At 61.9% G+C, this 25,162-nt stretch carries 26 protein-coding genes; 21 read left to right on the top strand and 5 right to left on the bottom strand.

The window, feature by feature from the left end; genetic code table 11:
• The first annotated feature begins 6 nt into the window (after positions 1–6).
• From ssuD to BM403_RS29720, 3 genes are read left to right on the top strand one after another with little or no spacing between them, the layout of a single operon-like run.
• Entirely contained in the window at positions 7–1,149 is a 1,143-nt protein-coding gene (gene ssuD, locus BM403_RS29730) for an FMNH2-dependent alkanesulfonate monooxygenase (protein ID WP_093546687.1), read from the top strand.
• 37 nt (positions 1,150–1,186) lie between these two features.
• On the top strand, positions 1,187–2,374 hold the full coding sequence (locus BM403_RS29725; RefSeq protein WP_046036546.1) for an acyl-CoA dehydrogenase family protein: 1,188 nt from the start codon (positions 1,187–1,189) through the stop codon (positions 2,372–2,374).
• Positions 2,375–2,385: 11 nt separating this feature from the next.
• Entirely contained in the window at positions 2,386–3,489 is a 1,104-nt protein-coding gene (locus BM403_RS29720) for a sigma-54 interaction domain-containing protein (RefSeq protein ID WP_012723301.1), read from the top strand.
• Here the strand turns inward: BM403_RS29720 and BM403_RS29715 are convergent.
• Positions 3,478–3,843 carry an antibiotic biosynthesis monooxygenase gene (locus tag BM403_RS29715; protein ID WP_046036543.1) on the bottom strand — a complete coding sequence of 122 codons (366 nt, stop codon included), beginning with the start codon at positions 3,841–3,843 and terminating at the stop codon, positions 3,478–3,480. The genes BM403_RS29720 and BM403_RS29715 overlap by 12 nt on opposite strands.
• 100 nt (positions 3,844–3,943) lie before the next feature.
• Between BM403_RS29715 and soxR the strand changes: the two genes are divergently transcribed.
• The 3 genes from soxR (at position 3,944) to BM403_RS29695 (ending at position 6,573) form a co-directional block, all read left to right on the top strand.
• Positions 3,944–4,393, top strand: a complete 450-nt coding sequence (soxR, locus tag BM403_RS29710; protein ID WP_012723299.1) for a redox-sensitive transcriptional activator SoxR — start codon at positions 3,944–3,946, stop codon at positions 4,391–4,393.
• A gap of 335 nt (positions 4,394–4,728) precedes the next feature.
• Positions 4,729–5,604: an alpha/beta fold hydrolase gene (locus BM403_RS29700; protein ID WP_046036540.1), complete on the top strand. Its 876-nt coding sequence runs from the start codon at positions 4,729–4,731 to the stop codon at positions 5,602–5,604.
• 54 nt (positions 5,605–5,658) lie between these two features.
• Positions 5,659–6,573 (top strand): LysR substrate-binding domain-containing protein, encoded by a 915-nt coding sequence (locus BM403_RS29695; protein ID WP_218189873.1) that lies wholly within the window; start codon positions 5,659–5,661, stop codon positions 6,571–6,573.
• A gap of 126 nt (positions 6,574–6,699) precedes the next feature.
• Here BM403_RS29695 and leuD read toward each other — a convergent pair whose 3' ends face one another.
• Both leuD and leuC read right to left on the bottom strand, forming a co-directional pair.
• Positions 6,700–7,314, bottom strand: coding sequence for a 3-isopropylmalate dehydratase small subunit (leuD, locus tag BM403_RS29690; RefSeq protein ID WP_093546680.1), 615 nt, complete (start codon positions 7,312–7,314; stop codon positions 6,700–6,702).
• A complete protein-coding gene (gene leuC / locus BM403_RS29685) occupies positions 7,311–8,729 on the bottom strand; it encodes a 3-isopropylmalate dehydratase large subunit (RefSeq protein ID WP_093546677.1) in 1,419 nt (472 codons plus the stop codon). The genes leuD and leuC overlap by 4 nt, the downstream gene beginning before the upstream one ends.
• A 288-nt stretch (positions 8,730–9,017) precedes the next feature.
• Between leuC and BM403_RS29680 the strand changes: the two genes are divergently transcribed.
• Genes BM403_RS29680 through BM403_RS29645 form a run of 8 tightly spaced genes read left to right on the top strand, consistent with a single transcriptional unit; the run spans position 9,018 to position 15,174 of the window.
• Positions 9,018–10,220, top strand: coding sequence for a PepSY-associated TM helix domain-containing protein (locus BM403_RS29680; protein WP_046036538.1), 1,203 nt, complete (start codon positions 9,018–9,020; stop codon positions 10,218–10,220).
• Entirely contained in the window at positions 10,217–10,753 is a 537-nt protein-coding gene (locus tag BM403_RS29675) for a hypothetical protein (protein ID WP_046036537.1), read from the top strand. The genes BM403_RS29680 and BM403_RS29675 overlap by 4 nt, the downstream gene beginning before the upstream one ends.
• On the top strand, positions 10,750–11,079 hold the full coding sequence (locus BM403_RS29670; protein WP_012723292.1) for a hypothetical protein: 330 nt from the start codon (positions 10,750–10,752) through the stop codon (positions 11,077–11,079). Before BM403_RS29675 ends, BM403_RS29670 begins: the two co-directional genes overlap by 4 nt.
• Complete coding sequence (locus BM403_RS29665; protein WP_046036536.1) at positions 11,076–11,636, top strand: DUF6162 family protein; 561 nt, start codon at positions 11,076–11,078, stop codon at positions 11,634–11,636. The genes BM403_RS29670 and BM403_RS29665 overlap by 4 nt, the downstream gene beginning before the upstream one ends.
• A gap of 19 nt (positions 11,637–11,655) precedes the next feature.
• Positions 11,656–12,576 carry a metal ABC transporter substrate-binding protein gene (locus BM403_RS29660; RefSeq protein WP_093546674.1) on the top strand — a complete coding sequence of 307 codons (921 nt, stop codon included), beginning with the start codon at positions 11,656–11,658 and terminating at the stop codon, positions 12,574–12,576.
• Positions 12,573–13,319 (top strand): metal ABC transporter ATP-binding protein, encoded by a 747-nt coding sequence (locus BM403_RS29655; RefSeq protein ID WP_093546671.1) that lies wholly within the window; start codon positions 12,573–12,575, stop codon positions 13,317–13,319. The genes BM403_RS29660 and BM403_RS29655 overlap by 4 nt, the downstream gene beginning before the upstream one ends.
• Positions 13,316–14,215, top strand: a complete 900-nt coding sequence (locus tag BM403_RS29650; protein WP_012723288.1) for a metal ABC transporter permease — start codon at positions 13,316–13,318, stop codon at positions 14,213–14,215. Before BM403_RS29655 ends, BM403_RS29650 begins: the two co-directional genes overlap by 4 nt.
• Positions 14,215–15,174, top strand: a complete 960-nt coding sequence (locus BM403_RS29645; RefSeq protein ID WP_093546668.1) for a metal ABC transporter solute-binding protein, Zn/Mn family — start codon at positions 14,215–14,217, stop codon at positions 15,172–15,174. The genes BM403_RS29650 and BM403_RS29645 overlap by 1 nt, the downstream gene beginning before the upstream one ends.
• Positions 15,175–15,330: 156 nt before the next feature.
• On the opposite strand, the gene BM403_RS29640 is transcribed toward BM403_RS29645, so the two are convergent.
• Positions 15,331–16,044, bottom strand: a complete 714-nt coding sequence (locus BM403_RS29640; RefSeq protein WP_043205112.1) for a UTRA domain-containing protein — start codon at positions 16,042–16,044, stop codon at positions 15,331–15,333.
• A gap of 347 nt (positions 16,045–16,391) precedes the next feature.
• Here BM403_RS29640 and BM403_RS29635 point away from each other — a divergent pair, with 347 nt between their 5' ends.
• The 6 genes from BM403_RS29635 (at position 16,392) to BM403_RS29610 (ending at position 21,752) form a co-directional block, all read left to right on the top strand.
• The gene (locus BM403_RS29635) at positions 16,392–17,468 is read left to right on the top strand and encodes an ABC transporter substrate-binding protein (protein WP_012723285.1); all 1,077 of its coding nucleotides are present in this window, start codon (positions 16,392–16,394) and stop codon (positions 17,466–17,468) included.
• A 187-nt stretch (positions 17,469–17,655) separates the two neighbouring features.
• Entirely contained in the window at positions 17,656–18,462 is an 807-nt protein-coding gene (locus BM403_RS29630; RefSeq protein WP_043205111.1) for an alkaline phosphatase family protein, read from the top strand.
• On the top strand, positions 18,459–19,295 hold the full coding sequence (locus BM403_RS29625; protein WP_012723283.1) for an ABC transporter permease: 837 nt from the start codon (positions 18,459–18,461) through the stop codon (positions 19,293–19,295). The genes BM403_RS29630 and BM403_RS29625 overlap by 4 nt, the downstream gene beginning before the upstream one ends.
• Complete coding sequence (locus tag BM403_RS29620) at positions 19,282–20,082, top strand: ABC transporter permease (protein ID WP_093546665.1); 801 nt, start codon at positions 19,282–19,284, stop codon at positions 20,080–20,082. The genes BM403_RS29625 and BM403_RS29620 overlap by 14 nt, the downstream gene beginning before the upstream one ends.
• On the top strand, positions 20,079–21,068 hold the full coding sequence (locus tag BM403_RS29615) for an ABC transporter ATP-binding protein (protein ID WP_093546662.1): 990 nt from the start codon (positions 20,079–20,081) through the stop codon (positions 21,066–21,068). Before BM403_RS29620 ends, BM403_RS29615 begins: the two co-directional genes overlap by 4 nt.
• Before the next feature lie 30 nt (positions 21,069–21,098).
• Entirely contained in the window at positions 21,099–21,752 is a 654-nt protein-coding gene (locus BM403_RS29610) for an HAD family hydrolase (protein ID WP_093546659.1), read from the top strand.
• A 133-nt stretch (positions 21,753–21,885) separates the two neighbouring features.
• On the opposite strand, the gene BM403_RS29605 is transcribed toward BM403_RS29610, so the two are convergent.
• Positions 21,886–22,848 (bottom strand): zinc-binding dehydrogenase, encoded by a 963-nt coding sequence (locus BM403_RS29605; protein ID WP_012723279.1) that lies wholly within the window; start codon positions 22,846–22,848, stop codon positions 21,886–21,888.
• A gap of 138 nt (positions 22,849–22,986) precedes the next feature.
• On the opposite strand from BM403_RS29605, the gene BM403_RS29600 reads away from it, so the two are divergent.
• On the top strand, positions 22,987–25,068 hold the full coding sequence (locus BM403_RS29600) for a carboxy terminal-processing peptidase (protein WP_012723278.1): 2,082 nt from the start codon (positions 22,987–22,989) through the stop codon (positions 25,066–25,068).
• Positions 25,069–25,162: the final 94 nt, after the last annotated feature.

Here is a 25,162-nt window from a genome sequence, read left to right as displayed (position 1 = left end):
TTTGTCATGGATGTTTTCTGGTTTCTGCCCACTCACGGCGACGGTCATTACCTGGGCACGACCCAAGGTGCACGGCCAGTCACTCTCAATTACCTCAAGCAAGTCGCCCAGGCCGCTGACAGCCTGGGTTACTACGGCGTATTGATTCCGACCGGGCGCTCGTGCGAAGACTCTTGGGTGATCGCCTCGGCGCTGGTGCCGCTGACCGAGCACCTGCGTTACCTGGTGGCGATTCGTCCGGGCATCATCTCGCCCACGGTCTCGGCGCGCATGGCGGCGACCCTTGATCGCCTGTCCAATGGTCGTCTGCTGATCAACGTGGTTACCGGCGGTGACCCTGACGAAAACCGTGGCGATGGTAGCTTCCTCGATCACAGTGAACGTTACGAAGTCTCCGACGAATTCCTACAGATATGGCGCCGCGTGTTGCAGGGCGAATCGGTGGATTTCGAAGGCAAACACCTGCGTGTACAGAATGCCAAGGCGCTTTACCCCCCGGTGCAGAAGCCTTATCCACCGCTGTATTTCGGCGGGTCCTCTGACGCCGCCCACGATCTCGCCGCCGAGCAGGTCGATGTATACCTGACCTGGGGCGAACCGCCCGCCGCCGTTGCGGAAAAACTCGCGGATGTCCGCGAGCGCGCCGCACGCCGCGGGCGCACCGTGAAGTTCGGCATCCGTCTGCATGTGATCGTGCGCGAGACCGAAGAAGAGGCTTGGAAAGCCGCCGACAAGCTGATCGAGCACATCAGCGACGACACCATCGCCGCCGCGCAAAAATCCTTCTCGCGTTTTGATTCCGAAGGCCAGCGCCGCATGGCCGCCCTGCACGACGGGCGCCGCGACAACCTGGAAATCGCCCCCAACCTGTGGGCCGGCGTCGGCCTGGTGCGCGGCGGTGCCGGTACCGCGTTGGTCGGCAACCCGCAACAAGTCGCCGAGCGCATCAAGGAATACGCCAATCTGGGCATCGAAAGCTTCATTTTCTCCGGCTACCCGCACCTGGAAGAGGCTTATCGCTTTGCCGAGTTGGTGTTCCCACTGCTACCGGAACCCTATGCCAGCCTTGCTGGGCGCGGTATTACCAACCTCACTGGCCCGTTCGGCGAAATGATCGCCAACGATGTGTTGCCAACAACAAAGGCCTGAATGCAATGAGATCGGCCAAATCATTGAGGAACACCGCGTGACAGCCACCCCCCACAGCGTCCTGCCGTCTCCTTTGCAGACCGCCAAACTGCTGGCCGCTGAATTCGCCCTCACCGCCGTCGAACGTGACGAGCGCGCAGGCACGCCCAAAGCCGAACGCGATGCCCTGCGCCAGAGCGGCCTGCTGGCCCTGAGTATTCCCACCCAATACGGCGGGCTCGGCGCACGCTGGAGCGACACCTTGGGCATCGTGCGCGAGTTCGCCAAGGTCGACAGTTCCATTGCGCATGTCTTCGGTTTTCACCACCTGATGCTCGCCACCGTGCGCCTGTTTTCGCGCCCGGACCAATGGCAACCCTGGTTCGAACAGACCGCACGCAAAAACTGGTTCTGGGGCAACGCCCTCAACCCACTGGACACGCGCACGGTGGTCAAGGATTTCGGCGGCTGGCGCGAGTTCTCCGGCAAAAAGAGCTTCTGCTCCGGCGCCAGTGACTCGGAAATGCTGATCGCCTCGGCGGTGGATGAAACCGCCGGCGGCAAGCTGCTGATCGCGGCCATCCCCAGCGGTCGCAGCGGCATCACTTTGCACAACGACTGGAACAATATTGGCCAGCGCCAGACCGACAGCGGCAGCGCCAGCTTCGAGCGGGTACGCGTCGAAGAATCGGAACTGCTGCTCGACCCAGGCCCGCTGAGCACACCTTTCGCCTGCCTGCGCCCGTTGATCGCGCAGTTGACGTTCACGCATATGTTCCTCGGTATTGCCGAAGGCGCTTTCGAAGAAGCGCGCAACTACACGCTCACCGAGACCCGCTCGTGGCATAAGTCCAGCGCCGAAGACGTGCGCCAGGACCCTTACGTGCTGCACCACTACGGCGAATTCTGGGTCGCCCTGGAAGGTGTGCGCCTGTTGGTGGAACGCGCTGCCGAGTTGCTCGACCACGCCTGGGCGAAGGGCCCGAACCTCAGCGAAAGCGAGCGCGGCCAACTGGCTATCGCCATCGCCACCGCCAAAGTTGCCGCGACCCGCCAAGGCCTGGACCTGTGCAGCCGTCTGTTCGAAGTCACTGGCGCGCGCGCAACCCATGCATCGCTGCGCCTGGACCGTCATTGGCGCAACCTGCGCACGCAAACCCTGCACGACCCGGTGGACTACAAGCTCCATGAACTGGGGGATTGGGCGTTGAACCAATCCCTGCCGATTCCGACGTTCTATTCCTAAGAGAGGTGCCCATGCAGCTTTTGACCCTACCGCCCTCGCCCGCCCTCGCGACGTCGATCCGCGCCACGGCCCAGGTCTTCGAAGACCCCAAATCCCAGGCGCTGCTCGACCACATCCAGCAAGTGGCGCCCAGCGAAGCCAGCGTGCTGATCATCGGCGAGACCGGGACCGGTAAAGAGCTGGTGGCACGGCATATTCACAACCTCAGCGCGCGACGCAACCGGCCGTTCGTGGCGGTGAACTGCGGGGCGTTCTCCGAATCGTTGGTGGAAGCCGAACTGTTCGGCCATGAAAAAGGCGCCTTCACCGGTGCCCTCAGCGCCAAGGCCGGCTGGTTCGAAGAGGCCGACGGCGGCACCTTGTTCCTGGACGAGATCGGCGATTTGCCGATGGCAATCCAAGTCAAGCTGCTGCGCGTCCTACAGGAACGCGAAGTCGTGCGCCTGGGTTCGCGCAAGAGCATTGCGATTGATGTGCGCGTGCTTGCCGCCACCAACGTGCAACTGGAAAAAGCCATCAACGCCGGGCATTTCCGCGAGGACCTCTACTACCGCCTCGACGTGGTCAGCCTGGAACTCAGCCCGTTGCGCGAGCGGCCCGGCGATATCCTGCCGCTGACCCGGCACTTCATCGACGCCTACAGCCAGCGCCTGGGCTACGGCCCGATCACCATCAGCCGCGAGGCCGAGCACAAGCTCAAAAGCTACAGTTGGCCGGGCAATATCCGCGAGCTGGAAAACGTGATCCACCACACGCTGTTGATCTGCCGCAACGGCGTGATCGAACGCGACGATTTGCGCCTGTCGAACATGCGCATCGAGCGCCAGGACGACAGCCAGCACGGCACCGACAACAGCGCCGAAGCCTTGCTGGCGCGCGCGTTCCAAAAGCTCTTCGAGGAACAGGCCGGCGCCCTGCATGAAAAAGTCGAGGATGCCCTGCTACGCGCCGCTTATCGTTTCAGCCATTACAACCAAGTACACACCGCTAACCTGCTGGGCTTGAGCCGCAACGTCACGCGCACGCGCCTGATCAAGATCGGCGAGCTGGCGGTGAACAAGCGCCGCCCCGGCGAAAACGTGCAGGGCGAACGCATGTTGCATCTATCCATTTAGGCGGCAATGCAGCGCGTTGTCATGGCTGCGCTCGAAACTGCGCAGCACCTGGAACGAACCAAAGGTCACGGCCGTGGCCTGGTGGGCGCGAATCAACGTCCAGAAATCTTCTTCGCCATGCTCAAAGCATTTGAAGGCCGCCTCGCCGTCCTCGCGCGAGCGCCATTGCAAGTAATTGAGCACCCGGCGCCCGTCGTCGCTGACCTGCACACTCGCATTGATAAAGCCGCCATGGCCCTGGGCCAGGCGCTCGCTTTGGGTGGACAGGGCCGCCACCAGCGCCCTTTGTTGCCGGGGCTCGATCTGAAATTCGATCAATTGAGTGAAGCTGCGATTCTTCTCTGATACCTGCATGAACACTCCCCTTTCTCTGTAGGCAGAATCTTGCGATTCGATGCCACGCAGGGTAAAACCTCTAGTTAAGTCAAGGTCAAGCGTTGTTTGGGAGTTTTTCATGCTTAACAAGGAACTCACCGTCGGCCAACTCGCCGCCCGCAGTGGTGTGGCCGTCACGGCGTTGCATTTCTACGAGACCAAGGGGCTGATCAAGAGTAATCGCAATGCCGGTAACCAACGGCGTTATCCACGGGATGTGTTGCGGCGCGTGGTGGTGATCAAGATCGCCCAGCGCCTGGGGATTCCGCTGGCAACGATTGGCGAAGCGTTGCAGGCGTTGCCGGAGGGGCGCACACCCAACGCCCGGGATTGGGAACGCTTATCGGCGCTATGGCGGGAAGACCTGGATGAGCGCATCAACAAGCTGACGCTGCTGCGCGACACACTCAATGGCTGTATTGGCTGTGGGTGCTTGTCGATGGAGGCGTGTCCGTTGCGCAATCAGGGCGACAAGCTCGGTGAGTGCGGTCCGGGCGCCCAACTGCTGGAGCCCACTCCACACCGCTGACCCGTTCCCAGTGCTTGGAGAGCACCGCGTCGGTTGCCTATAGGCCGCGCAATACGTGGCCTATAGTGAAAAAGCCGTCCCTCCGCCACCACCGTCAAGGAGAACGATAGCGAGCCATGGAGAGGTTCAAGCAAAGCTGAGATCGGCTGCACACCACACACATTAACGGTGGGAGCGACGCACCGCCGCTCCCACAGGTGACCTCCATTGCTGGAAAGATCGAGTCGTCACTCACCGCGCCTACACACTTCATGAACACCCCCTCCACGCTTTCGCCCTTGCCCCGAACGCCGCGTGATTCCAGGATGCAAGCACTCATCACAAGGAGCCATTCCATGTTCGCCGGATTCCAGAAAGACCAGTGCCACGTCAACGGCGTCAGCATCAGTTACCGCACAGGCGGTACAGGTCCCGGCCTGCTCCTGTTGCACGGGCACCCGCAAACCCACGTCATCTGGCACAAAGTCGCCGAGCAACTGGCTGAACACTTCACGGTAGTGGCTGCCGACCTGCGCGGCTATGGCGACAGCAGCAAACCGCCCGCCAACGACGATCACTCCAACTATTCGAAACGGGAAATGGCCCGCGACAGCGTGGAGCTGATGAAAGCCCTTGGCTTCGAACAGTTCTCGGTGCTGGCCCACGACCGTGGCGCCCGCGTGGCCCATCGCCTGGCCCTGGACCATGCGGCCGCCGTGCAACGTATGGTGCTGTTGGATATCGCCCCCACCCTCTCGATGTATGCGCAAACCGACGAAGCCTTCGCCCGCGCCTACTGGCACTGGTTCTTCCTGATCCGCCCGGCGCCGCTGCCGGAGGCCTTGATCGAGAGCAACCCGCAGCTGTACCTGCGCAGCGTAATGGGCAGCCGCAGTGCCGGGCTCAAGCCGTTCACCGATGAAGCCTTCGCCGAATACCTGCGTTGCCTGAAACTGCCGGGCACCGCCACCGGCATCTGCGAAGACTACCGTGCCGCTGCCGGTATCGACCTTGAGCACGACCAGGCGGACATCGACGCCGGCCATCACCTGAACCTGCCGCTGCTGGTGATGTGGGGCGCCGAAGGCACCGTCGGCCGCTGTTTCGAGCCGCTCAAGGAATGGCAGAAAGTCGCCACTGATGTGCGCGGCAAGGCCTTGCCGGCCGGCCATTACATCGCCGAAGAAGCCCCAGAGTTGTTGCTGGGCGAAGTCCTGAGCTTCCTGCGCTGAGCCGTGGCCAGCGCGATGCTATTCTGGCGGCTCATGCCGCCACGCTTGTTTCTGATGACGAATAAGAAAGATACCGTGCCCCTACCTGAAGACCTGCGGGTGTTCCTGACCGTGATCCGCAAGGCCGGCTTCGCTGCGGCAGCTGATGAGCTCGGGTTATCGCCTGCGTATGTCAGCAAGCGCATTCAGATCCTTGAAACCACCCTGGCCACCCGCCTGCTGCACCGCACCAGCCGGCGCATCGCCCTGACCGAAGACGGTGAACGGGTGCAGCGCTGGGCCGTGCGCATCCTGGAAGACTTCCAGCAACTTTCCGATGAACTCAGCGACGCGCATGACAGCCCGCGTGGCCGCCTGCATATCTGCAGCACGTTCGGCTTTGGCCGCAACCATGTGGCGCCTGCCCTGTCGTTGCTGGCCGAGCAGTACCCGGACCTGGAGATCCGCCTGGACCTGCTCGACCGTGTGGTCGATATCGTCAGCGAAGGTTTCGACCTGGAGATCCGCGTGGGCGACGACATCCCCGGCCAGCACATCGGCCGTCGACTGGTGAGCAACCGTCGCGTGCTATGCGCCGCCCCGGCGTATCTGCAACGACGCGGCACACCGCACCAATTGAGCGACCTGGAGCAGCACGACTGCCTGGTCCTCAAGGAGCGCGACAACGCGTTTGGCATCTGGAACCTGGAACACGACGGCGCCCAGGAAAGCGTGCGCGTGCGGGGGCCGCTGTCGTCGAACAATGGCGAAATTGTGTTGCAGTGGGCGTTGGATGGGCGCGGGGTGTTATTGCGTTCGATGTGGGATGTAAAGCCGCTGCTGGAGCAAGGCCAGCTGGTGCAGGTGCTGCACGGTTATACCCAGAGCGCCAACGTGTGGGCGGTGTACCCGACACGGCTTGCCTATTCCGGGAAGCTACGCGCCTGCGTGGAATTCTTGCAGGCGCACTTCAAGGGGCTCTCAATCTGAGGTCACAAACCCAATCAAAAATGTGGGAGGGGGCTTGCCCCCGATTGCAGGGTGTCAGTCACTCAAAAGTTGACTGACCCACCGCCATCGGGGGCAAGCCCCCTCCCACATTTGGATTTAAGTGTGTCAGTTGAGCCAGGGATTGGCTTGCAGGTGGCGTTGTTCGAACGCTTTGATTTGCTCGCTGCGTTGTAACGTACTGCCGATGGCATCCAGGCCAAGCAACAACGCCGTCTTGCGCAGGGTATCGATCTGGAACGGGATCACCTGGCCATCCGCCAAGCGGATCTGCTGGACTTCAAGGTCGATACTGATCTGCGCCTGTTCCGCCTGGCTGACAGTCTTGCCCAACGACTGCAACACCGCCTCGTCCAGGGTGATCAACAGCACCCCGTTACGCTGGCAATTGTCATAGAAGATCCCGGCAAAGCTGCTGCCGATCAAGGCGCGGATGCCCATTTGCTTCAGCCCCCACACCGCATGCTCACGGCTGGAGCCGCAACCGAAGTTCGGCCCTACCACCATGAAACGTGCGCCCTGCCAGGCCGGCTGGTTCAGCACGAACTCGGGGTTGGGCTCGCCGGACGGTAGGAAGCGCAGGTCGAAGAACAGCCCCCGATCCAGGCCATTGCGGTCAATGCCCTTGAGGAACTGCTTGGGCATGATCACATCGGTGTCGATATTGGCCGCCAGCATCGGCGCGGCCTTGCAGGTGACCAGAGTGAAGGGTTGCAAGCTCATGGGCGTGCTCCAAAGTGGCGGACATCTGTGAGGCGGCCGGTAATGGCGGCAGCGGCAACCATCGCCGGGCTCATCAGGTGGGTGCGTGCGCCCGCGCCCTGGCGGCCTTCGAAGTTGCGGTTGGTGCTGGAGGCGCAGCGATCGCCGGGGGCCAGCACATCGTCGTTCATCGCCAGGCACATCGAGCAGCCGGACTGGCGCCATTCAAAGCCGGCGTCGATAAAAATCGCTGCCAACCCTTCGGCTTCAGCCTGGTCACGCACTTCAGTGGAGCCCGGCACGATCATCGCCCGTACGTGCTCGGCCACCTGCTTGCCGCGCACCACGCGGGCGGCGTCGCGCAGGTCTTCGATGCGGGCGTTGGTGCAGGAGCCGATAAACGCATGGCTGATGACGATATCGCTCAACGGCATGCCGGCTTCCAGGCCCATGTAGCTGAGGGCGCGGCGCATGTCCTGGCGCAGGATCAGGTCGCTGACCTCCTGCGGGTCGGGCACGCGGGCGCCGATGGGGGCGACTTGGTCGGGGCTGGTGCCCCAGGTGACCATGGGTTCCAGGGTGGCGACATCGAGTTGCACCTCATGGTCGAAGACCGCGTTGGCATCCGAGTGCAGCAAGCGCCAGCCCACCAGCGCCTGCTCCCACAGCGCGCCGTGTGGCGCGCGCGGCTTGCCCTTGAGGTAGGCGAAGACTTTTTCGTCCGGCGCCATGAACGCGCCGCGCGCCCCGGCTTCCACCGCCATGTTGCAGAGGGTCATGCGCGCCTCGACGCTCAGCGCATCGACAGTGGCGCCGCAAAACTCAATGGCATAACCGGTGGCACCCGAGGCGCCGATCTTGCCGATCAGCGCCATGATCACGTCCTTGGACGTCAGGCCTGGCGCCAGGTCGCCGTATACGCTCACGCGCATGGTTTTCAGGCGTTTGTAGACCAGGGTCTGGGAAGCCAGCAGGTGTTCGATTTCCGAGGTACCGATGCCAAAACCGAAGGCCCCCAGGGCGCCGTACGTGGTGGTGTGGCTGTCGCCGGCGGCAATCACCATGCCCGGCAGGATAAAGCCCTGTTCCGGGGCGACCACGTGTTCGATGCCTTGGCGCTTGTCGAGGATGTCCAGCAGTTCGATGCCGAAGTCGCGGCAATTCTCCGCCAGGTAAGACACTTGCCGCGCGCCGCCGGCATCCGGCATCGCCGCGATGCGCTTGGGCGTAGTCGGGTTCACATGGTCGACCACCGCCAGCGCCGTGCCCGGGCGCCAAACGTTGCGCCCGGCCTCACGCAAGCCGCTGAAGGCCTGGGGGCTGGTGTACTCGTTGATCACCTGGCGATCTATATAAAGCAGGACATGGCCCTGGTCATCCAGGGCACACACTGTGTGGGAATCGATGTGTTTGTCGTAGAGGGTTCTGGCAGTCATGTTCCTGGGCTCACTTTTGTAGGCGCTCGCTCAACGGCATGCGCCCATCCTACGCAGCCGCCCCGCCCCATCAATGCCGCCAGGGTGATGGCTTGGAACATGTTTCGTGTTCGATCGAGGCGTTAAAGCGCCCTGAATGTGAACCTGAAACATTTTCTTTCATATACGCCTTAGGGATTTCTCATTCTCATCCGTCTTAACTTAGATACAGCCTGTCGCGTCAGCAAAAGCTACGACTGGCCTTTTTCGGGCCTTCACTGCCCCCCTCCGATCAAGACCCTCATTCACATGTCGAAGAAGTCGCGCTCCAAACTCTGGTTTCTCGTGCATAGCTGGCTGGCATTGCCCATCTGGTTCTTTGTACTGATCGTCTGCGTCACCGGCACCCTGGCGGTGGTCAGCCAGGAGATCGTCTGGCTGGCCAACCCGGATATCCGTGCGAGCAAACCGTCGGATGACGCCGAACCGCTGAGCTTTGACCAGGTGATCGCCGCGATCAAGCGTGACGAGCCCCAGGTGATCGTCCGCTCGATCATCCGCCCCGACGAATCGCACTTTGCACTCAGCGTCGGCCTGAGCTACCCCGACGGGCGTTCGGTCGAGGCATACGCCAACCCCTACACCGGCGCGATCCAGGGCATCAGCCCGGCATTCAACTTCCAGCAATTCACGCGCGCACTGCACGGCTGGTGGCTGGTGCCGTTTACCAACGGCTATAGCTGGGGCTGGTACCTGGTGTCCTTCCTCGGCTTGCCGTTGTTGGCGTCACTGGTCACCGGGCTGGTGGTGTACAAGCGGTTCTGGAAAGGTTTTTTCCGGCCGACCCTGCGTATCCGCCACGGAGCGCGGATCTTCTGGGGCGACTTCCACCGCCTGAGCGGCATCTGGTCGATCTGGTTTATCGCGGTTATCTCGATTACCGGCACCTGGTTCCTGATCCAGGCATTCCTGGGGGACAACCAGATCTCCATCTCCAGCGAGCCGATTGTCCCGGTGATTGCCCGCGAGAAAGTGCCGACTTCCGCCCCTGGCGTACCGGCGCCCATGATCCCGCTCGACGACGCCATCAAGATCGCGACCCAACGCATTCCGGGCCTGGACGCAACGTTCGCGTTCCTACCGCTCAACGCTTACAGCCATCTGCAGATTGGCGGGCGCGGTTGGTACCCGCTGATGTTCCAGACCGCGCAACTGAACCCCTATAACGGTGAAATCGCCGTCTCGCACCTGCTCTCCGACCGCACCACCCTGGAGTTCGTCACCGAATCCATGCGCCCCCTGCACACCGGCGACTTCGGTGGCCTGTGGATCAAGCTGATCTGGGCATTTTTTGGCCTGGTACTGAGCATGATGGTGTTGAGTGGCCTGCTGATCTGGACCAAGCGCACCGCCCTGGCAACGCTCAATGCGCTCAAGCGTGAAGCCAAGGCCCAACACAAGCCCGTGGCCATCCCGGCCATGCAGGCTGAAACCTCGGAGGTCCACCGATGAGCAAGGTCGCTGCTGTACCGCCGTCGCCGTTGCGCGCCTTCTGGCTGAAATGGCGCTTCCATATCAATGTGCTGTTGTTGCTGGTGCCCCTGGGCTTCATGCCCAAGTACTTCGCCGATGCGGCGCTGTTTCGCGGCGATGCCGGCATCGGCGAGCGCGTGGCCGGCGAGGTGCAGGTCGGGCCCTGGAGCCTGACCCTCGCGGAATTTCGCAATGAAGGCCCGAGCCCCGACCCGGCCGGCCCGATGAAGTTTTTCAACGCATCCCTGTGCGACACCTGCGCCAACCAGGTCAAGGCCACCTACCTGCGTATCGGCAAACCGCGCAGCCTGCGGGCCGCTGGGGTGATCTTCTTCGGCACGCCGTACCGCATGGGCGCCGCCCTGCCGATTCCGGAACGCACGCCAGCCGATGCTGAAGTCTGGATCACCATGGAAGGCTGGGACGGCAGCATGCACCAGGGTTCCATCCCGTTGAGCCAGGCCTCGCCTGCCACTATTGCCTGGCTGAACAAGCAAGGAGTTAAACCATGACTTTGATGCGCCTGACCCGCGCCTGCGGCGTGCTGTTGCTGAGCGCCGGTTTCAGTACCGTCGCCCTGGCCCACAACCCGATGTGCGAGTGCAAGGAAATCCCCGGCGAGCAGATCCAGTGCAAAGGCGGTTTCTCCGACGGCAGCGGCGCGCCCGGCGTGACCCTGGATGTGATCGGCTACGACGAAACCATCCTGCTGCCCGGCAAGCTTGGCGAGGACTCCACGCTGACCTTCAAGAAGCCGTCCGCCGAGTTCTATGTGTTGTTTGATGCAGGCCCCGGCCACGTGGTGGAAATCGACCAAGCGGATATCCAGCCACAATGAGTACCACACAGGTTGTACGCCCCGCCGGTGCCGGTCACGAAACCCTCTACGTGCTGTTGTTGTGCCTGATCATCCTGGCGGTGGCGGGTTCGGTGATCGCGCTGCACGGTGAATCCCAGGAAGTGGCGGCCGTCCCCAGCCATCAATTGGACGCCCGCCGCGACCTGAGCGCCGCCGAGCAAGGCATCTACGCCGACCTGCGGGTGACCCTGGATGAGATCCAGCTGTTGCAGCAAGAGCAAAGCGCGCTACCCAGCCCGGCGCAATTGGCCGAAGAAGGCTTCGCGCCGTTTGCCCAGGACGCCAGCTCGGTCAGCCGTGGTGATCATCGTTGGCAATTGCTAGCCCCCTCGGCCTACCTGGGCTTGAGCCAGGCGCCGGGTACCAGCGGCTCGCTGCTGATGCGCGTGCACGGTGCCGAGCCGGATATCTGGCTCAACCGCCAAGCCAACCTCGCCGCCCCTTCCGACCTCTCTGACCAGGCGCTGATCGCAGCCGGCTGGCAGCAGGTGGTCGCGCAATTCGATGCCGGCGTCACTCGCCAGCACCGCCACTGAACGAGAAGACCGATTGCCCATGTCTACTTCATCCCCCCTGTTGCGCCTGTTGCTGGTTGGCCTGTTCAGCCTGATGCTCGCCCCGCTCGCCAATGCCGAAGCGAGTAAACGCCTGCGAATCGGCATCACCCTGCACCCTTATTACAGCTACGTGGCCAATATCGTCGGCGACAAAGCCGAGGTGGTGCCGCTGATTCCGGCCGGTTTCAACCCCCATGCCTACGAGCCACGCGCCGAAGACATCAAGCGCATCGGCACCCTGGACGTCATCGTGCTCAACGGCGTCGGCCATGATGACTTCGCCGACCGCATGATCGCCACCAGCGAACGCCCGGACATCCCGGTGGTCGAGGCCAACGCCAACGTGCCGCTGCTGGCCGCTACCGGCAATGCCGCACGCGGTGCGGGCAAGGTGGTCAACCCGCATACCTTCCTGTCGATCAGTGCGTCGATTGCCCAGGTCAACAACATCGCCCGCGAACTGGGCAAGCTCGACCCGGACAACGCCAAGGCCTACACCCAGAACGCCCGCGCCTACGGCAAGCGCCTGCGCCAGATGCGCGCCGATGCCCTGGCCAAGTTGACCAACGCCCCCAACCCCGACCTGCGCGTGGCCACCGTACACGCCGCCTACGACTACCTGCTGCGCGAATTCGGCCTGGAAGTCACCGCCGTGGTCGAACCGGCCCACGGCATCGAGCCCAGCCCCAGCCAGTTGAAGAAAACCATCGATGAACTGCGGGCCCTGGACGTGAAGGTGATCTTCTCGGAGATGGACTTCCCGTCCACCTACGTCGACACCATCCAGCGTGAATCCGGGGTCAAGCTGTACCCGCTGTCGCATATTTCCTACGGCGAATACAGCGCCGAGAAGTACGAAGTGGAAATGACCGGCAACCTCAATACCGTGGTGCGGGCGATTCAGGAGTCGGGCGCATGACGGCGGTGGAACAACTGAAGGCGGTCAGCGTCGGCCCGACGATTGAGTTCGATAAGGTCTCCCTGACCTTGGGTCGCACCGCGATCCTGAATGACGTGAGTTTCCAGGTACAGCCGGGCAGCATCCATGCGCTGGTCGGGCCGAACGGCGGCGGGAAAAGCTCGCTGATCAAGACATTGCTGGGGCAAACCCCGCATCAGGGCACGTTGAGCCTGCACTGGCCGACCACGCCCGGCACCATCGGTTATGTGCCCCAGGCCTTGGAGTTCGATCGGGGACTGCCGATGACCGTCGATGACTTCATGGCTGCCATGTGCCAGCGACGCCCGGCGTTTCTAGGCCTGTCCAAGCAGTACGCCGGTGCTATTGGCGAGGCGCTGGAGCGAATCGGCATGCAGGACAAACGCACGCGCCGCATGGGGGCGTTATCTGGCGGTGAGCGCCAGCGCGTGTTGCTGGCCCAGGGGCTGATCCCGGCGCCGCAATTGCTGGTGCTGGATGAGCCGATGTCGGCCCTCGACGAAGCCGGTATCCAGGTGTTCGAACGCCTGCTCAATGATTGGCGCCTGGCCGGGATCACCGTGCTGTGGATCGAGCACGACCTGGAAGCCGTGGGCCGCCTGGCCGACCGCGTCACCGGTCTCAACCGCCGTGTGCTGTTCGACGCCACGCCCAAGGAGGCGCTGACCCCGGACCGCCTGCTGACCCTGTTCTCCACCCACCCTCGGAGCCCGGCGCAATGAGTTATGAAGCCTTTCGCTTGATGGTCCAGGGCTGGGCCTCTTCCGGCTATTTGCCGGAGGCACTGGCCTACGGTTTTGTGGTCAACGCCCTGCTCGCCGGTCTGCTGATCGGCCCGGTGCTGGGCGGCCTGGGCACGCTGGTGGTGGTCAAGCGCTTCGCGTTTTTCTCCGAAGCGGTCGGCCACGCCGCGCTGACCGGGGTCGCCGTGGGCATTCTGCTCGGCGAACCCTACACCGGGCCCTACGGCAGCCTGTTCGGCTACTGCCTGTTGTTCGGCATCCTGCTCAACTACCTGCGCAACCGCACGGGCCTGGCGCCGGATACCTTGATCGGCGTGTTCCTGTCGGTGTCGCTGGCATTGGGGGCGAGCCTGTTGCTGATCCTGGCCGGCAAGATCAACGTGCATATCCTGGAAAACGTGCTGTTTGGCTCAGTGCTGACGGTCAATGGCAACGATCTGGCGGTGCTGGCAATTGTCGGCGCGCTGGTGATGGCCCTGGCGTTGCCCTTGTACAACCGCATCATGCTCGCCAGCTTCAACCCGCAACTGGCGGCAGTGCGCGGCGTGGCGGTCAAGACCCTGGATTACCTGTTCGTGATCCTGGTGACGCTGATCACCGTGGCGGCGGTCAAGGTGATCGGCGCGATCCTGGTAGGCGCGCTGTTGGTGATTCCGGCCGCAGCGGCGCGCCTGCTGAGCCAGTCGCTCAAAGGGTTCTTCTGGGTCTCGGTGGTGATTGCCACCGTCAGCACACTGTGCGGGATCCTGCTGCCGATCATCTTCGACCTGCCGATCCCATCCGGCGCCGCGATCATTCTGGTTGCCGGTATCGCCTTCGCCCTGGCCGCCATCGCGCGCGGCACCGTGCCCAGCCTCAAAGGGAATCTTGGATAATGCGCCCTGTCTTTCGTCCATTGGCCCTGGCCATCGCTTGTTTGATCAGCACTTCGGCACTGGCTGTCGACGGTGCAGAACCCAAGACCCTCAAAATCCATCCCGGCCTGGGTCACGCCGCCCTGAGCAAGGCCAAGTCTGTAAAACCGGTGAAGGTCCTTGCCTCGCTGCCGATCACCTACGGCCTGGCCGAGGTGCTGCTCAAAGGCACCGACGTGCAATTGGAGCGAGCCGCTCCGGCCAACTTGCCCGGTTCGCGCCAGGTGTCCTACTTCACCGGCCGCGGCGCGCAGGCCCTGAGCACGTTGGCGCTGGACGCCGACGCCGCCATCGGCCTGCGCTCGCTGTGGGCCGATGACCCGCTGTACCCAGTGGCGCGACGCAGCAATATCCGCATCGTTGAAGTCGACGCCGCCCGCCCGGTGGATGGCGGTTTGCCGGGCATCGCGGTGCAGCCAGGCGTCACCGATGGCCTGAACAGCCAGCCGTGGCAGTCGAGCAACAATATGGGCCGCATGGCCGATGTGCTGGCCGCCGACCTGAGCCGCCTGGCGCCCACCGCCAAGCCGAAGATCGACGCCAACCTCGCCGCCCTCAAGCAACGCCTGCTCAAGCTCACCGCCGACAGCGAAGCGCGACTGGCCAAGGCGGATAACCTGAGCGTGGTTAGCTTGAGTGATCACTTCGCGTACCTGGTCAGCGGTTTAAACCTGGAAGTGCTCAGCACCGACGCACGGCCTGACGCCGATTGGACACCCGAGGCGTTGCAGGCACTCAGTGCCGAGTTGAAGGACAACGACGTCGCGGTGGTGCTGCATCATCGCCAGCCGAATGAGGCGGTCAAGGCCGCGGTTGCAGCCGGCGGTTCGCAGTTGCTGGTGCTGAATGTCGACGGTGCGGAGCCGGTGACCGAGCTGGAAACCAATGTGGACCAGGTGATCAAGGCGCTCACACCCTAACATCTGAATAAGATTGTTGTAGTGAGCGGGCTTGCCCCGCGCTGGGTGGCGAAGCCGCCCCAAAACCCGACACCGCGGTGTACCTGACACACTGAAGGGGGCTCGGTTGGGGCGGCTTCGCCACCCAGCGCGGGGCAAGCCCGCTCACTACATGTCTCAGACCACATCCACGCCGACGTGGATGGCATCGTGCCGCCAGAACTCCAGGTCGCAGTCGATCAAACGCTGGTGCTGGTCATAGTTGACCCGGGCGATCCGCAAGCCTGGGCTGCCCACCGACACGCGTAATGCGGCGGCGGCTTCGACCGGCAGTGACGTCGGCACGATTTCAAAGCGTACGCGCCCGTAGTGCAGGTCGTACTTGCGCGCATACAGTTCGGTCATCGACTGATTCAAATCGCAGTCCAGAATCCCCGGAAAATACTGCGGGTTCAGGTAGTGCTCCACATACAACACCAAGCGCCCATCAATCCGCCGGCCCCGACAAATCTGGATCACGCTGGACAGCGCCGGCAGCTGCAACCACGCACACACCGCCGCCGAAGCCGGTTGCAGCCGTGCAGAGATCACTTCGGTGGACGCCACGCGCCCCTGATCGCTGACCATCGCGTGAAAATGGCTGCGCTGCATCAGGTTGTAGGCCAGTCGCGGCGGCGAGACAAACCAGCCGCGCCGCTCCTCGCGATAGATCTGGCCTTGGGCCTCAAGTTGTAACAAGGCTTCCCGCACCGTGATCCGAGTGGTACCAAACAACTCGCTGAGCTTGCGCTCGGCGGGCAGTTTGCTGGCAGGCGGCAACAGGCCGTGGTCAATCTGCTCTTGCAGCGCCAGGCCAATGGAGGTCACCGCCTTGATTGCCTCATCTCGCATCAACGTTACCTATCTGGACTAGACCAGCACCGATGAGGTGCACAAACCGCTCCGTAATCGGGCTTGCCTTACTGCGTGCCAGCCTAGGCATTACAGATGACCGACAGATGACAGTCCGTGTACATCTTCCACAGCACACCCTGCAATACATCGGCCAAGTCCAATCCCTACGGGCACTTGGGCATGGTCTACGCTAAGTCAGCGCGCAGCGACATCAGCGCTTTGAAAACGACATCGACATGAAACTGTCATCCATCGCGTCTAGATTGGCTCAGGTATTGCTCTGACCTAGACCAACAACACCGTCGAAACAAACGCCGCGTTGAAAACGCCCAAAGGAGCTTCGGATGAAACAGCTTTTCCTGGCATCACTGTTAGGCTCGACCATTGCCATGTGCACCGCCGCCATGGCCGCTGATACCGATCTAAAAACCCTGGAAGCTGCCGCTAAGGCAGAAGGCGCTGTAAACAGCGTCGGCATGCCCGATGACTGGGCCAACTGGAAAGGCACCTGGGAAGACCTGGCGTCGAAATACGGCCTCAAGCACATCGACACCGACATGAGCTCGGCCCAGGAAATCGCCAAGTTCAAGGCCGAGAAAGACAACGCCAGCGCCGACATCGGCGACGTCGGCGCGGCGTTCGGTCCAATCGCGGTGAAGCAGGAAGTCACCCAACCGTACAAACCGTCCACCTGGGCCCAGGTGCCGGATTGGGCTAAAGACAAAGACGGTCACTGGGCATTGGCCTACACCGGCACCATCGCGTTTATCGTCAACAAGAAGCTGCTGCACGGCTCTGAAGTACCTACAAGCTGGGCTGACCTGCAGAGCGGCAAGTACAAGGTCTCCATTGGTGACGTAAGCACCGCGGCACAAGCGGCCAACGGTGTACTGGCAGCCGCCATCGCCAACAAAGGCGACGAAAAGAACATCGCCCCCGGCCTGCAATTCTTCACCAAGATCGCCCAGCAAGGCCGTCTCTCGCTGTCCAACCCGACCATCGCCACCATGGAGAAAGGCGAAGTCGAAGTGGGCGTGGTCTGGGACTTCAACGGCCTGAGCTACAAGGCCAAGATGGCCAACCCGGATGACTACGTGGTGTTGATCCCATCGGACGGCTCGGTTAAATCCGGCTACACCACTATCATCAACAAATACGCCAAGCACCCGAACGCCGCCAAGCTGACCCGCGAGTACATCTTCAGCGATGCCGGCCAGCTCAACCTGGCGAAAGGCAATGCACGTCCGATCCGCGCTGAAACCGACCTGAAACTGCCGGCCGACATCGCCAAGAACCTGATCCCGGGCGAGCAGTACACCAAGGCCAACCCGCAGCCGATCAAGGATGCCGATGCGTGGGAAGCGACGTCCAAGAAGCTGCCGCAGCTGTGGAACGAGCAAGTCATCGTAGAGATGAAGTAAGCCGGTTACCCACATTGGAGCTCCACTGGAGATCCAATGTGGGAGGGGGCTTGCCCCCGATGGCGATGGATCAGTCACAGATATTCAAACTGACACGTCGCTATCGGGGGCAAGCCCCCTCCCACACTTGAACCCAGATGCTCCAGGAATATTGAGTCAAGTCCATCGTTGCGGAGCGCCAGCCCCCATGAAGCACAATGTCATCCTAGTCGTGCTCGACGGCCTGAACTTCGAGGTTGCCCGACACGCCATGGGGCACTTGCAGGCCTATGTCGGCGCAGGACGCGCAGCCCTCTACAAACTGGAATGTGAACTGCCCGCCCTGTCCCGCCCGCTGTATGAGTGCATCCTGACCGGCGTGCCTCCCATCCAGAGCGGCATCGTCCACAACAACGTCTCGCGCCTGTCCAACCAGCGCAGCATCTTCCATTACGCCACCGACGCCGGCCTTACCACGGCAGCGGCGGCCTACCATTGGGTCAGCGAGTTGTATAACCGCACGCCCTTTCTCGCCGCCCGCGACCGTCACACCGACGACACGGCGCTGGCGATCCAGCACGGGCATTTCTACTGGAATGACCACTACCCGGATTCCCACCTGTTTGCCGACGCCGAAAGCCTGCGCCTCAAGCACGCGCCGAACTTCCTGGTGGTGCACCCGATGAACATCGACGACGCCGGCCACAAGCACGGCCTCGATACGGCGCAATACCGCAACAGCGCACGCTCGGCCGACATCATCCTGGCCGATTACCTGCAAGCCTGGCTCGACGCCGGTTACCAAGTGCTGGTGACCGCCGACCACGGCATGAACAACGACCGCTCCCACAATGGCCTGCTGCCGGAAGAACGCGAAGTGCCGCTGTTTGTGCTCGGCGATGCCTTCAGCCTGGACACCCACGCTGCGCCGAAACAGACCGAGCTGTGCGGCACCGTCTGCGAACTGCTGGGCGCGCCCCACGACAAACCTGTGTGCCGGGAGCTGTTGAAATGATCCGTGGTAAATGGCTGGCACTGCTGTGCCTGGTGCCTTTCGCACTGTTCTTTATCGTGTTCGAAATCGCCCCGTTGGTGTGGGTACTGATCAACAGCCTGCAGACCGAGGAAGCCGGCTGGGGCCTGGAAAACTTCACGCGGATCTTCAGCTCGAAGTTCTACCTGCAAGCGATCCAGTTCAGCCTCGAGATCAGTTTCTACTCGAGTGTCTTCGGCATCATCATCGCCACCCTGGGCAGTTACTCCCTGCGCCGGGTGGATTCGCCGCTGCGCAATTTCGTCACCGCCTTCGCCAACATGACCAGCAACTTTGCCGGTGTGCCCCTGGCCTTTGCGTTCATCATCCTGCTGGGGTTCAACGGCAGCATCACCCTCATGCTCAAGCAGGCGGGGATCATCCAGGACTTCAACCTCTACTCCAAGACCGGGTTGATCATCCTTTACACCTACTTCCAGATTCCATTGGGCGTGCTGCTGCTGTACCCGGCCTTCGACGCGCTGCGCGAAGACTGGCGTGAGTCGGCGTCCCTGCTGGGTGCCAACGGCTGGCAGTTCTGGCGGCATATCGGCCTGCCGGTGCTCACCCCCGCCCTGCTCGGTACCTTCGTGATCCTGCTGGCCAATGCCCTCGGCGCCTATGCCACCGTCTACGCCTTGACCACCGGCAACTTCAACGTGTTGCCGATCCGCATTGCCGGGCTGGTGTCCGGTGATGTGTCGCTCGACCCGAACCTGGCCAGCGCCCTGGCCGTGGTGCTGGTGGCGTTGATGACCGTGGTCACCGTGGTCCATCAACTGCTGCTCAAGAGGAGCTACCATGTCTCGCGCTGAAGCCGGCCCGGCCTCCCTCTACCACCGCGTGGTGGTGTACCTGCTGTTTACGATCCTGGTGTTGCCGCTGATCGGCACCTTTGTCTATTCCATTGCCAGCAGTTGGTCAGCGACGATCCTGCCCGCCGGTTTCACCGTGAAATGGTACGTGCAGCTGTGGAGCGACCCGCGCTTCCTGATGGCCTTCGGGCAGTCATTGCTGGTGTGCGTGGGTGCGCTGATCCTCTCGGTAGTGTTGATTTTGCCGCTGCTGTTCGTGGTGCATTACCACTTCCCCCGGCTCGACGCGCTGATGAACATCCTCATCCTGCTGCCCTTCGCGGTGCCGCCGGTGGTGTCGTCGGTGGGCTTGCTGCAACTGTATGGCTCCGGGCCGATGGCGATGGTCGGCACGCCGTGGATCCTGATCGGCTGTTACTTCACCGTCGCACTGCCGTTCATGTACCGGGCGATCACCAACAACCTGCAGGCGATCAACCTGCGCGACCTGATGGACGCCTCGCAACTGCTCGGTGCCAGTACCTGGCAGGCGGCGATCCTGGTGGTGCTGCCGAACCTGCGCAAAGGCCTGATGGTGGCGCTGTTGCTGTCGTTCTCGTTCCTGTTCGGCGAGTTCGTGTTCGCCAACATCCTGGTGGGTACCCGCTACGAAACCCTGCAGGTGTACCTGAACAACATGCGCAACAGCAGCGGCCACTTCACCAGCGCCGTCGTGATTTCTTATTTCTTCTTTGTGCTGGTGCTGACCTGGGCCGCCAATATCTTGAACAAGGACAAAAGCCAATGAGCTTCGTCAGCGTCCAACACCTGCAAAAAGGCTACGCCGGCACCCCGGTGTTCAGTGATATCAACTGCGAGATCGCCAAGGGCGAATTCGTCACCTTGCTCGGCCCGTCCGGTTGCGGCAAGTCCACGCTGCTGCGCTGCATCGCCGGGCTGACTTCGGTCGACAGCGGGCAAATCCTGCTCGACGGCCAGGACATCGTCCCGCTGAGCCCGCAGAAACGCCATATCGGCATGGTGTTCCAGAGTTATGCGCTGTTTCCCAACATGACCGTGGAACAGAACGTCGCCTTTGGTCTGCGCATGCAAAAGGTCAACGCCGACGACAGCCACAAGCGCGTGCAGGAAGTGCTGCAACTGGTCGAACTCAATGACCTCGCCGGCCGCTACCCGCACCAGATGTCCGGCGGCCAGTGCCAGCGCGTGGCCCTGGCACGCTCCCTGGTGACCCGCCCGCGCCTGTTGCTGCTGGATGAGCCGCTGTCGGCGCTGGATGCACGGATCCGCAAGCACCTGCGCGAACAGATCCGCCAGATCCAGCGCGAACTGGGCCTGACCACCATCTTCGTGACCCACGATCAGGAAGAAGCCCTGACCATGTCCGACCGGATCTTCCTGATGAACCAAGGCAAGATCGTGCAAAGCGGCGATGCCGAGACCCTCTACACCGCACCGGTGGATGTATTCGCCGCCGGGTTTATCGGCAACTACAACCTGCTGGACGCCGACAAGGCCACCCAACTGCTGCAACGCCCGATCAACAGCCGTATCGCCATTCGCCCGGAGGCCATCGAGCTGAGCCGCAATGGCGAACTCGACGCCCTGGTGCGCAGCCACAGCCTGTTGGGCAACGTCATTCGCTACCGCATCGAAGCGCGCGGCGTGGAACTGGTGGTCGACGTGCTCAACCGCTCGGCCGACGACCTGCACCCGGACGGACAACGCCTGGCACTTTCCATCGACCCCAGTGCCCTGTGTGAAGTAGCCTGATGCAACGTTTTATTTGAGAGAGCATGACGGATGGCATTGGTAATTTTTGATCTGGACGACACCCTCATCCACGGCGACTGCGCCACCCTGTGGAGCGAGCAGATGGGCCGGCTGGGCTGGGTCGATCCCGAGTCGTTCATGCGCAAGAACCACGAATTGATGGATGCCTACAGCCGGGGCGAGCTGAAGATGGAAGACTTCATGGACTTCAGCCTGGAGCCGATGATCGGCCGCACACCGGCAGAAATCGAGCACTTGGTGGCGCCGTGGGTCGAGGATGTGATCGAGCCGTTGATCTACAGCGACGCCACCAAGACCATCGCCCGCCACCGTGCGAATGGCGACCGGATTCTGGTGATCTCCGCCTCGAGCACGCACTTGGTCACGCCGATTGCGGCGCGAATCGGCATCGATGAAGTGCTGGGGATTGAACTGGACGTCAGCCATGGCGTGTACAGCGGGCGTACCGTGGGTGTCCTGACGTATCGTGAAGGCAAGATCACGCGGTTGCTGGAATGGCTGGAGCAAGAAGGGGAAACATTGGAGGGCGCGTATTTCTATTCGGACTCGCGCAATGATTTGCCGTTGCTGAGTAAGGTGGAGTTTGCGCAAGTCGTTAACCCTGACCCGGTGCTACGCGCCCACGCCGAACAGGCAGGCTGGCCAATCCACCATTGGATCTGACTCTCTTGAAGTGAAATGCAATCAAATGCGGGAGGGGGCTTGCCCTCGATGGCGGTCTGTCAGATGAAACATTCTTCACTGACACACCGCTATCGGGGCAAGCCCCCTCCCACATTGTTCAACGCATCCCCATTCAGCTCAGGCTTTCGTCAATCACCAACACCAGCTTCCCGGAAATCTGATTCGTCGCCAGCGCTTCAAACGCCGCCTCAGCGTCCTGGATCGAGAAGGTCTTGGCCAATTGCGGGCTCAAGCGGCCCTCAACAAACAACGGCCACACGTGTTGGCTCAAATCACTGAACAGGTCCGCCTTGAACGAGTCGTCACGACTGCGCAGGGTCGAACCCAACAATTGAATGCGCTTGCCCAGCACCTGGGCCAAGTCCAACTGCGCGTCACGACCGCCCATCAAGCCGATCAATACCCAACGCCCATCCAGGGCCAGCAGCTTGAGGTCCAGCGCCGCATAGTTGCCGCCCACCGGGTCAAGAATCACATCGAACGGCCCGAAATCCCGTAGCCCTTCGATCCCGTCGGTCCGTACCACGCCGCCCTGGGCGCCGAGTTCCTCACAATAGGCCAGGCGCTCCGCCGAGCCGACACTGACCCAGCACGGGCTGCCAAATGCCTTGCACAACTGGATCGCCGCGGAACCCACGCCGCTGGCGCCAGCGTGCAACAGCACTTTTTCACCGGGTTTGAGGCCCGCCAGCTGGAACAGATTGAGCCACGCCGTGCTGTACACCTCAGGCAACGCGGCCGCTTCGATCAGCGACAGGCCTTCCGGGACCGGCAATACGTGGCGCGCATCCACCACCACTTCTTCGGCCATGCCGCCACCGGCGAGCAACGCGCAGACGCGGTCGCCGACTTGCCAGGATGAGCCCGCGCCCACTTCACTGATCACCCCGGAACACTCAAGGCCCAACACGTGACTGGCGCCCGGTGGCGGTGGATAGAGCCCCGCACGCTGTAATAAATCGGCGCGATTGAGGCCCGCTGCCGCCACACGAATGCGAACTTGCCCTACATCGCAGGTAGGACTGGGTTCTTCCAACCACTCCACATGACCGTCAACGCCTTGCAATGCTTTCACAGTGCCTCCATAGTGAGTCTGGACTGAGCCCGTAGCTGTATCGCCGGGCTTTTTGCATTATGCGACCGGACCATATGGAACCGGCTCCCTCAAAGACGGCCTAATATGCGTTATCAATTGCCCCCGCGTCGAATCAGCATGAAGCATTTGTTCCCCAGCACCGCCCTCGCTCTTTTCATTGGTCTCGGCTTCGCGTCGATGTCGACCAATACGTTCGCAGCCAACAGCTGGGACAACCTTCAGCCGGATCGCGATGAGGTGATTGCGAGCCTTAACGTCGTCGAACTGCTCAAGCGTCATCACTACAGCAAGCCGCCGCTGGACGACGCTCGCTCGGTGATCATCTATGACAGCTACCTCAAGCTGCTGGATCCGTCGCGCAGCTACTTCCTGGCCAGCGATATCGCTGAGTTCGACAAGTGGAAAACCCAGTTCGACGACTTCCTCAAGAGCGGCGACCTGCAGCCCGGCTTCACCATCTACAAGCGTTACCTGGACCGCGTCAAAGCGCGTCTGGACTTCGCCTTGGCCGAGCTGAACAAGGGTGTCGACAAACTCGACTTCACCCAGAAGGAATCCCTTCTGGTGGACCGCAAGGACGCCCCTTGGCTGACCAGCACCGCCGCACTCGACGACCTGTGGCGCAAACGCGTCAAGGACGAAGTGCTGCGTTTGAAGATCGCCGGCAAAGACCCCAAGGCTATCCAGGAGCTGTTGACCAAGCGCTATAAGAATCAGCTGGCACGTCTGGACCAGACCCGTGCCGAAGATATCTTCCAGGCTTACATCAACACCTTTGCGATGTCCTACGATCCGCACACCAATTATCTGTCGCCAGATAACGCGGAAAATTTCGATATCAATATGAGTCTGTCGCTGGAGGGCATCGGTGCCGTCCTGCAAAGCGACAATGACCAGGTCAAGATCGTGCGCCTGGTGCCGGCGGGTCCGGCGGACAAGACCAAGCAAGTGGCGCCTGCCGACAAGATCATCGGTGTGGCCCAAGCCGACAAAGAGATGGTTGATGTCGTCGGCTGGCGCCTGGACGAAGTGGTCAAGCTGATCCGTGGGCCGAAAGGCAGCGTGGTGCGCCTGGAAGTGATTCCGCACACCAATGCACCGAACGACCAGACCAGCAAGATCGTGTCCATCACCCGTGAAGCGGTGAAGCTCGAAGACCAGGCCGTGCAGAAGAAAGTCCTCAACCTCAAGCAGGATGGCAAGGACTACAAGCTGGGCGTGATCGAGATTCCGGCCTTCTACCTGGACTTCAAGGCGTTCCGTGCCGGTGATCCGGACTACAAGTCCACCACCCGCGACGTTAAGAAAATCCTCACCGAGCTGCAGAAGGAAAAAGTCGACGGCGTGGTCATCGACCTGCGTAACAACGGCGGTGGTTCCCTTCAGGAAGCCACCGAGCTGACCAGCCTGTTTATCGACAAAGGCCCGACGGTGTTGGTACGCAACGCTGACGGCCGCGTGGATGTGCTGGAAGACGAGAACCCGGGCGCCTTCTACAAAGGCCCGATGGCATTGCTGGTCAACCGCCTCTCGGCCTCGGCTTCGGAGATTTTCGCCGGTGCCATGCAGGACTACCACCGCGCCTTGATCATCGGCGGCCAGACCTTCGGTAAAGGCACCGTGCAGACCATTCAGCCGCTGAACCATGGTGAACTGAAGCTGACGCTGGCCAAGTTCTACCGGGTTTCCGGGCAGAGCACCCAGCATCAGGGCGTACTGCCGGACATCGATTTCCCGTCGATCATCGACACCAAGGAAATCGGCGAAAGCGCCCTGCCGGAAGCCATGCCGTGGGACACCATCCGCCCTGCGATCAAGCCGGCGTCGGATCCGTTCAAGCCATTCCTGGCGCAGTTGAAGGCTGATCACGACACCCGCTCCGCCAAGGACGCCGAGTTCGTGTTTATCCGCGACAAGCTGGCCCTGGCCAAGAAGCTGATGGAAGAAAAAACCGTCAGCCTCAACGAAGTCGACCGCCGCGCGCAGCACAGCGACATCGAAAACAAGCAACTTGCACTGGAAAACATCCGCCGCAAGGCCAAGGGTGAAGATCCACTCAAGGAGCTGAAGAAAGAAGATGAAGATGCGCTGCCGACCGAGGCCGACAAAACCAAGCCGGAAGACGACGCCTACCTGGCCGAGACTGGCCGGATTTTGCTGGACTACCTGAAAATCACCAAGCAGGTGGCCAAGCAGTAAATGATGGCGATTTAATGTGGTCGCTCCTCGGAGTGTCATCATATAGACATCATTCTGTCGTGAAATGAAGGACCGCAGGCTTCTCGCCTGCGGT

The sequence above is a fragment of the Pseudomonas sp. OV546 genome (assembly GCF_900116845.1).
In the GTDB taxonomy this organism is placed as follows: domain Bacteria; phylum Pseudomonadota; class Gammaproteobacteria; order Pseudomonadales; family Pseudomonadaceae; genus Aquipseudomonas; species Aquipseudomonas petroselini.
This window is presented reverse-complemented; position numbering and strand designations above follow the sequence as displayed.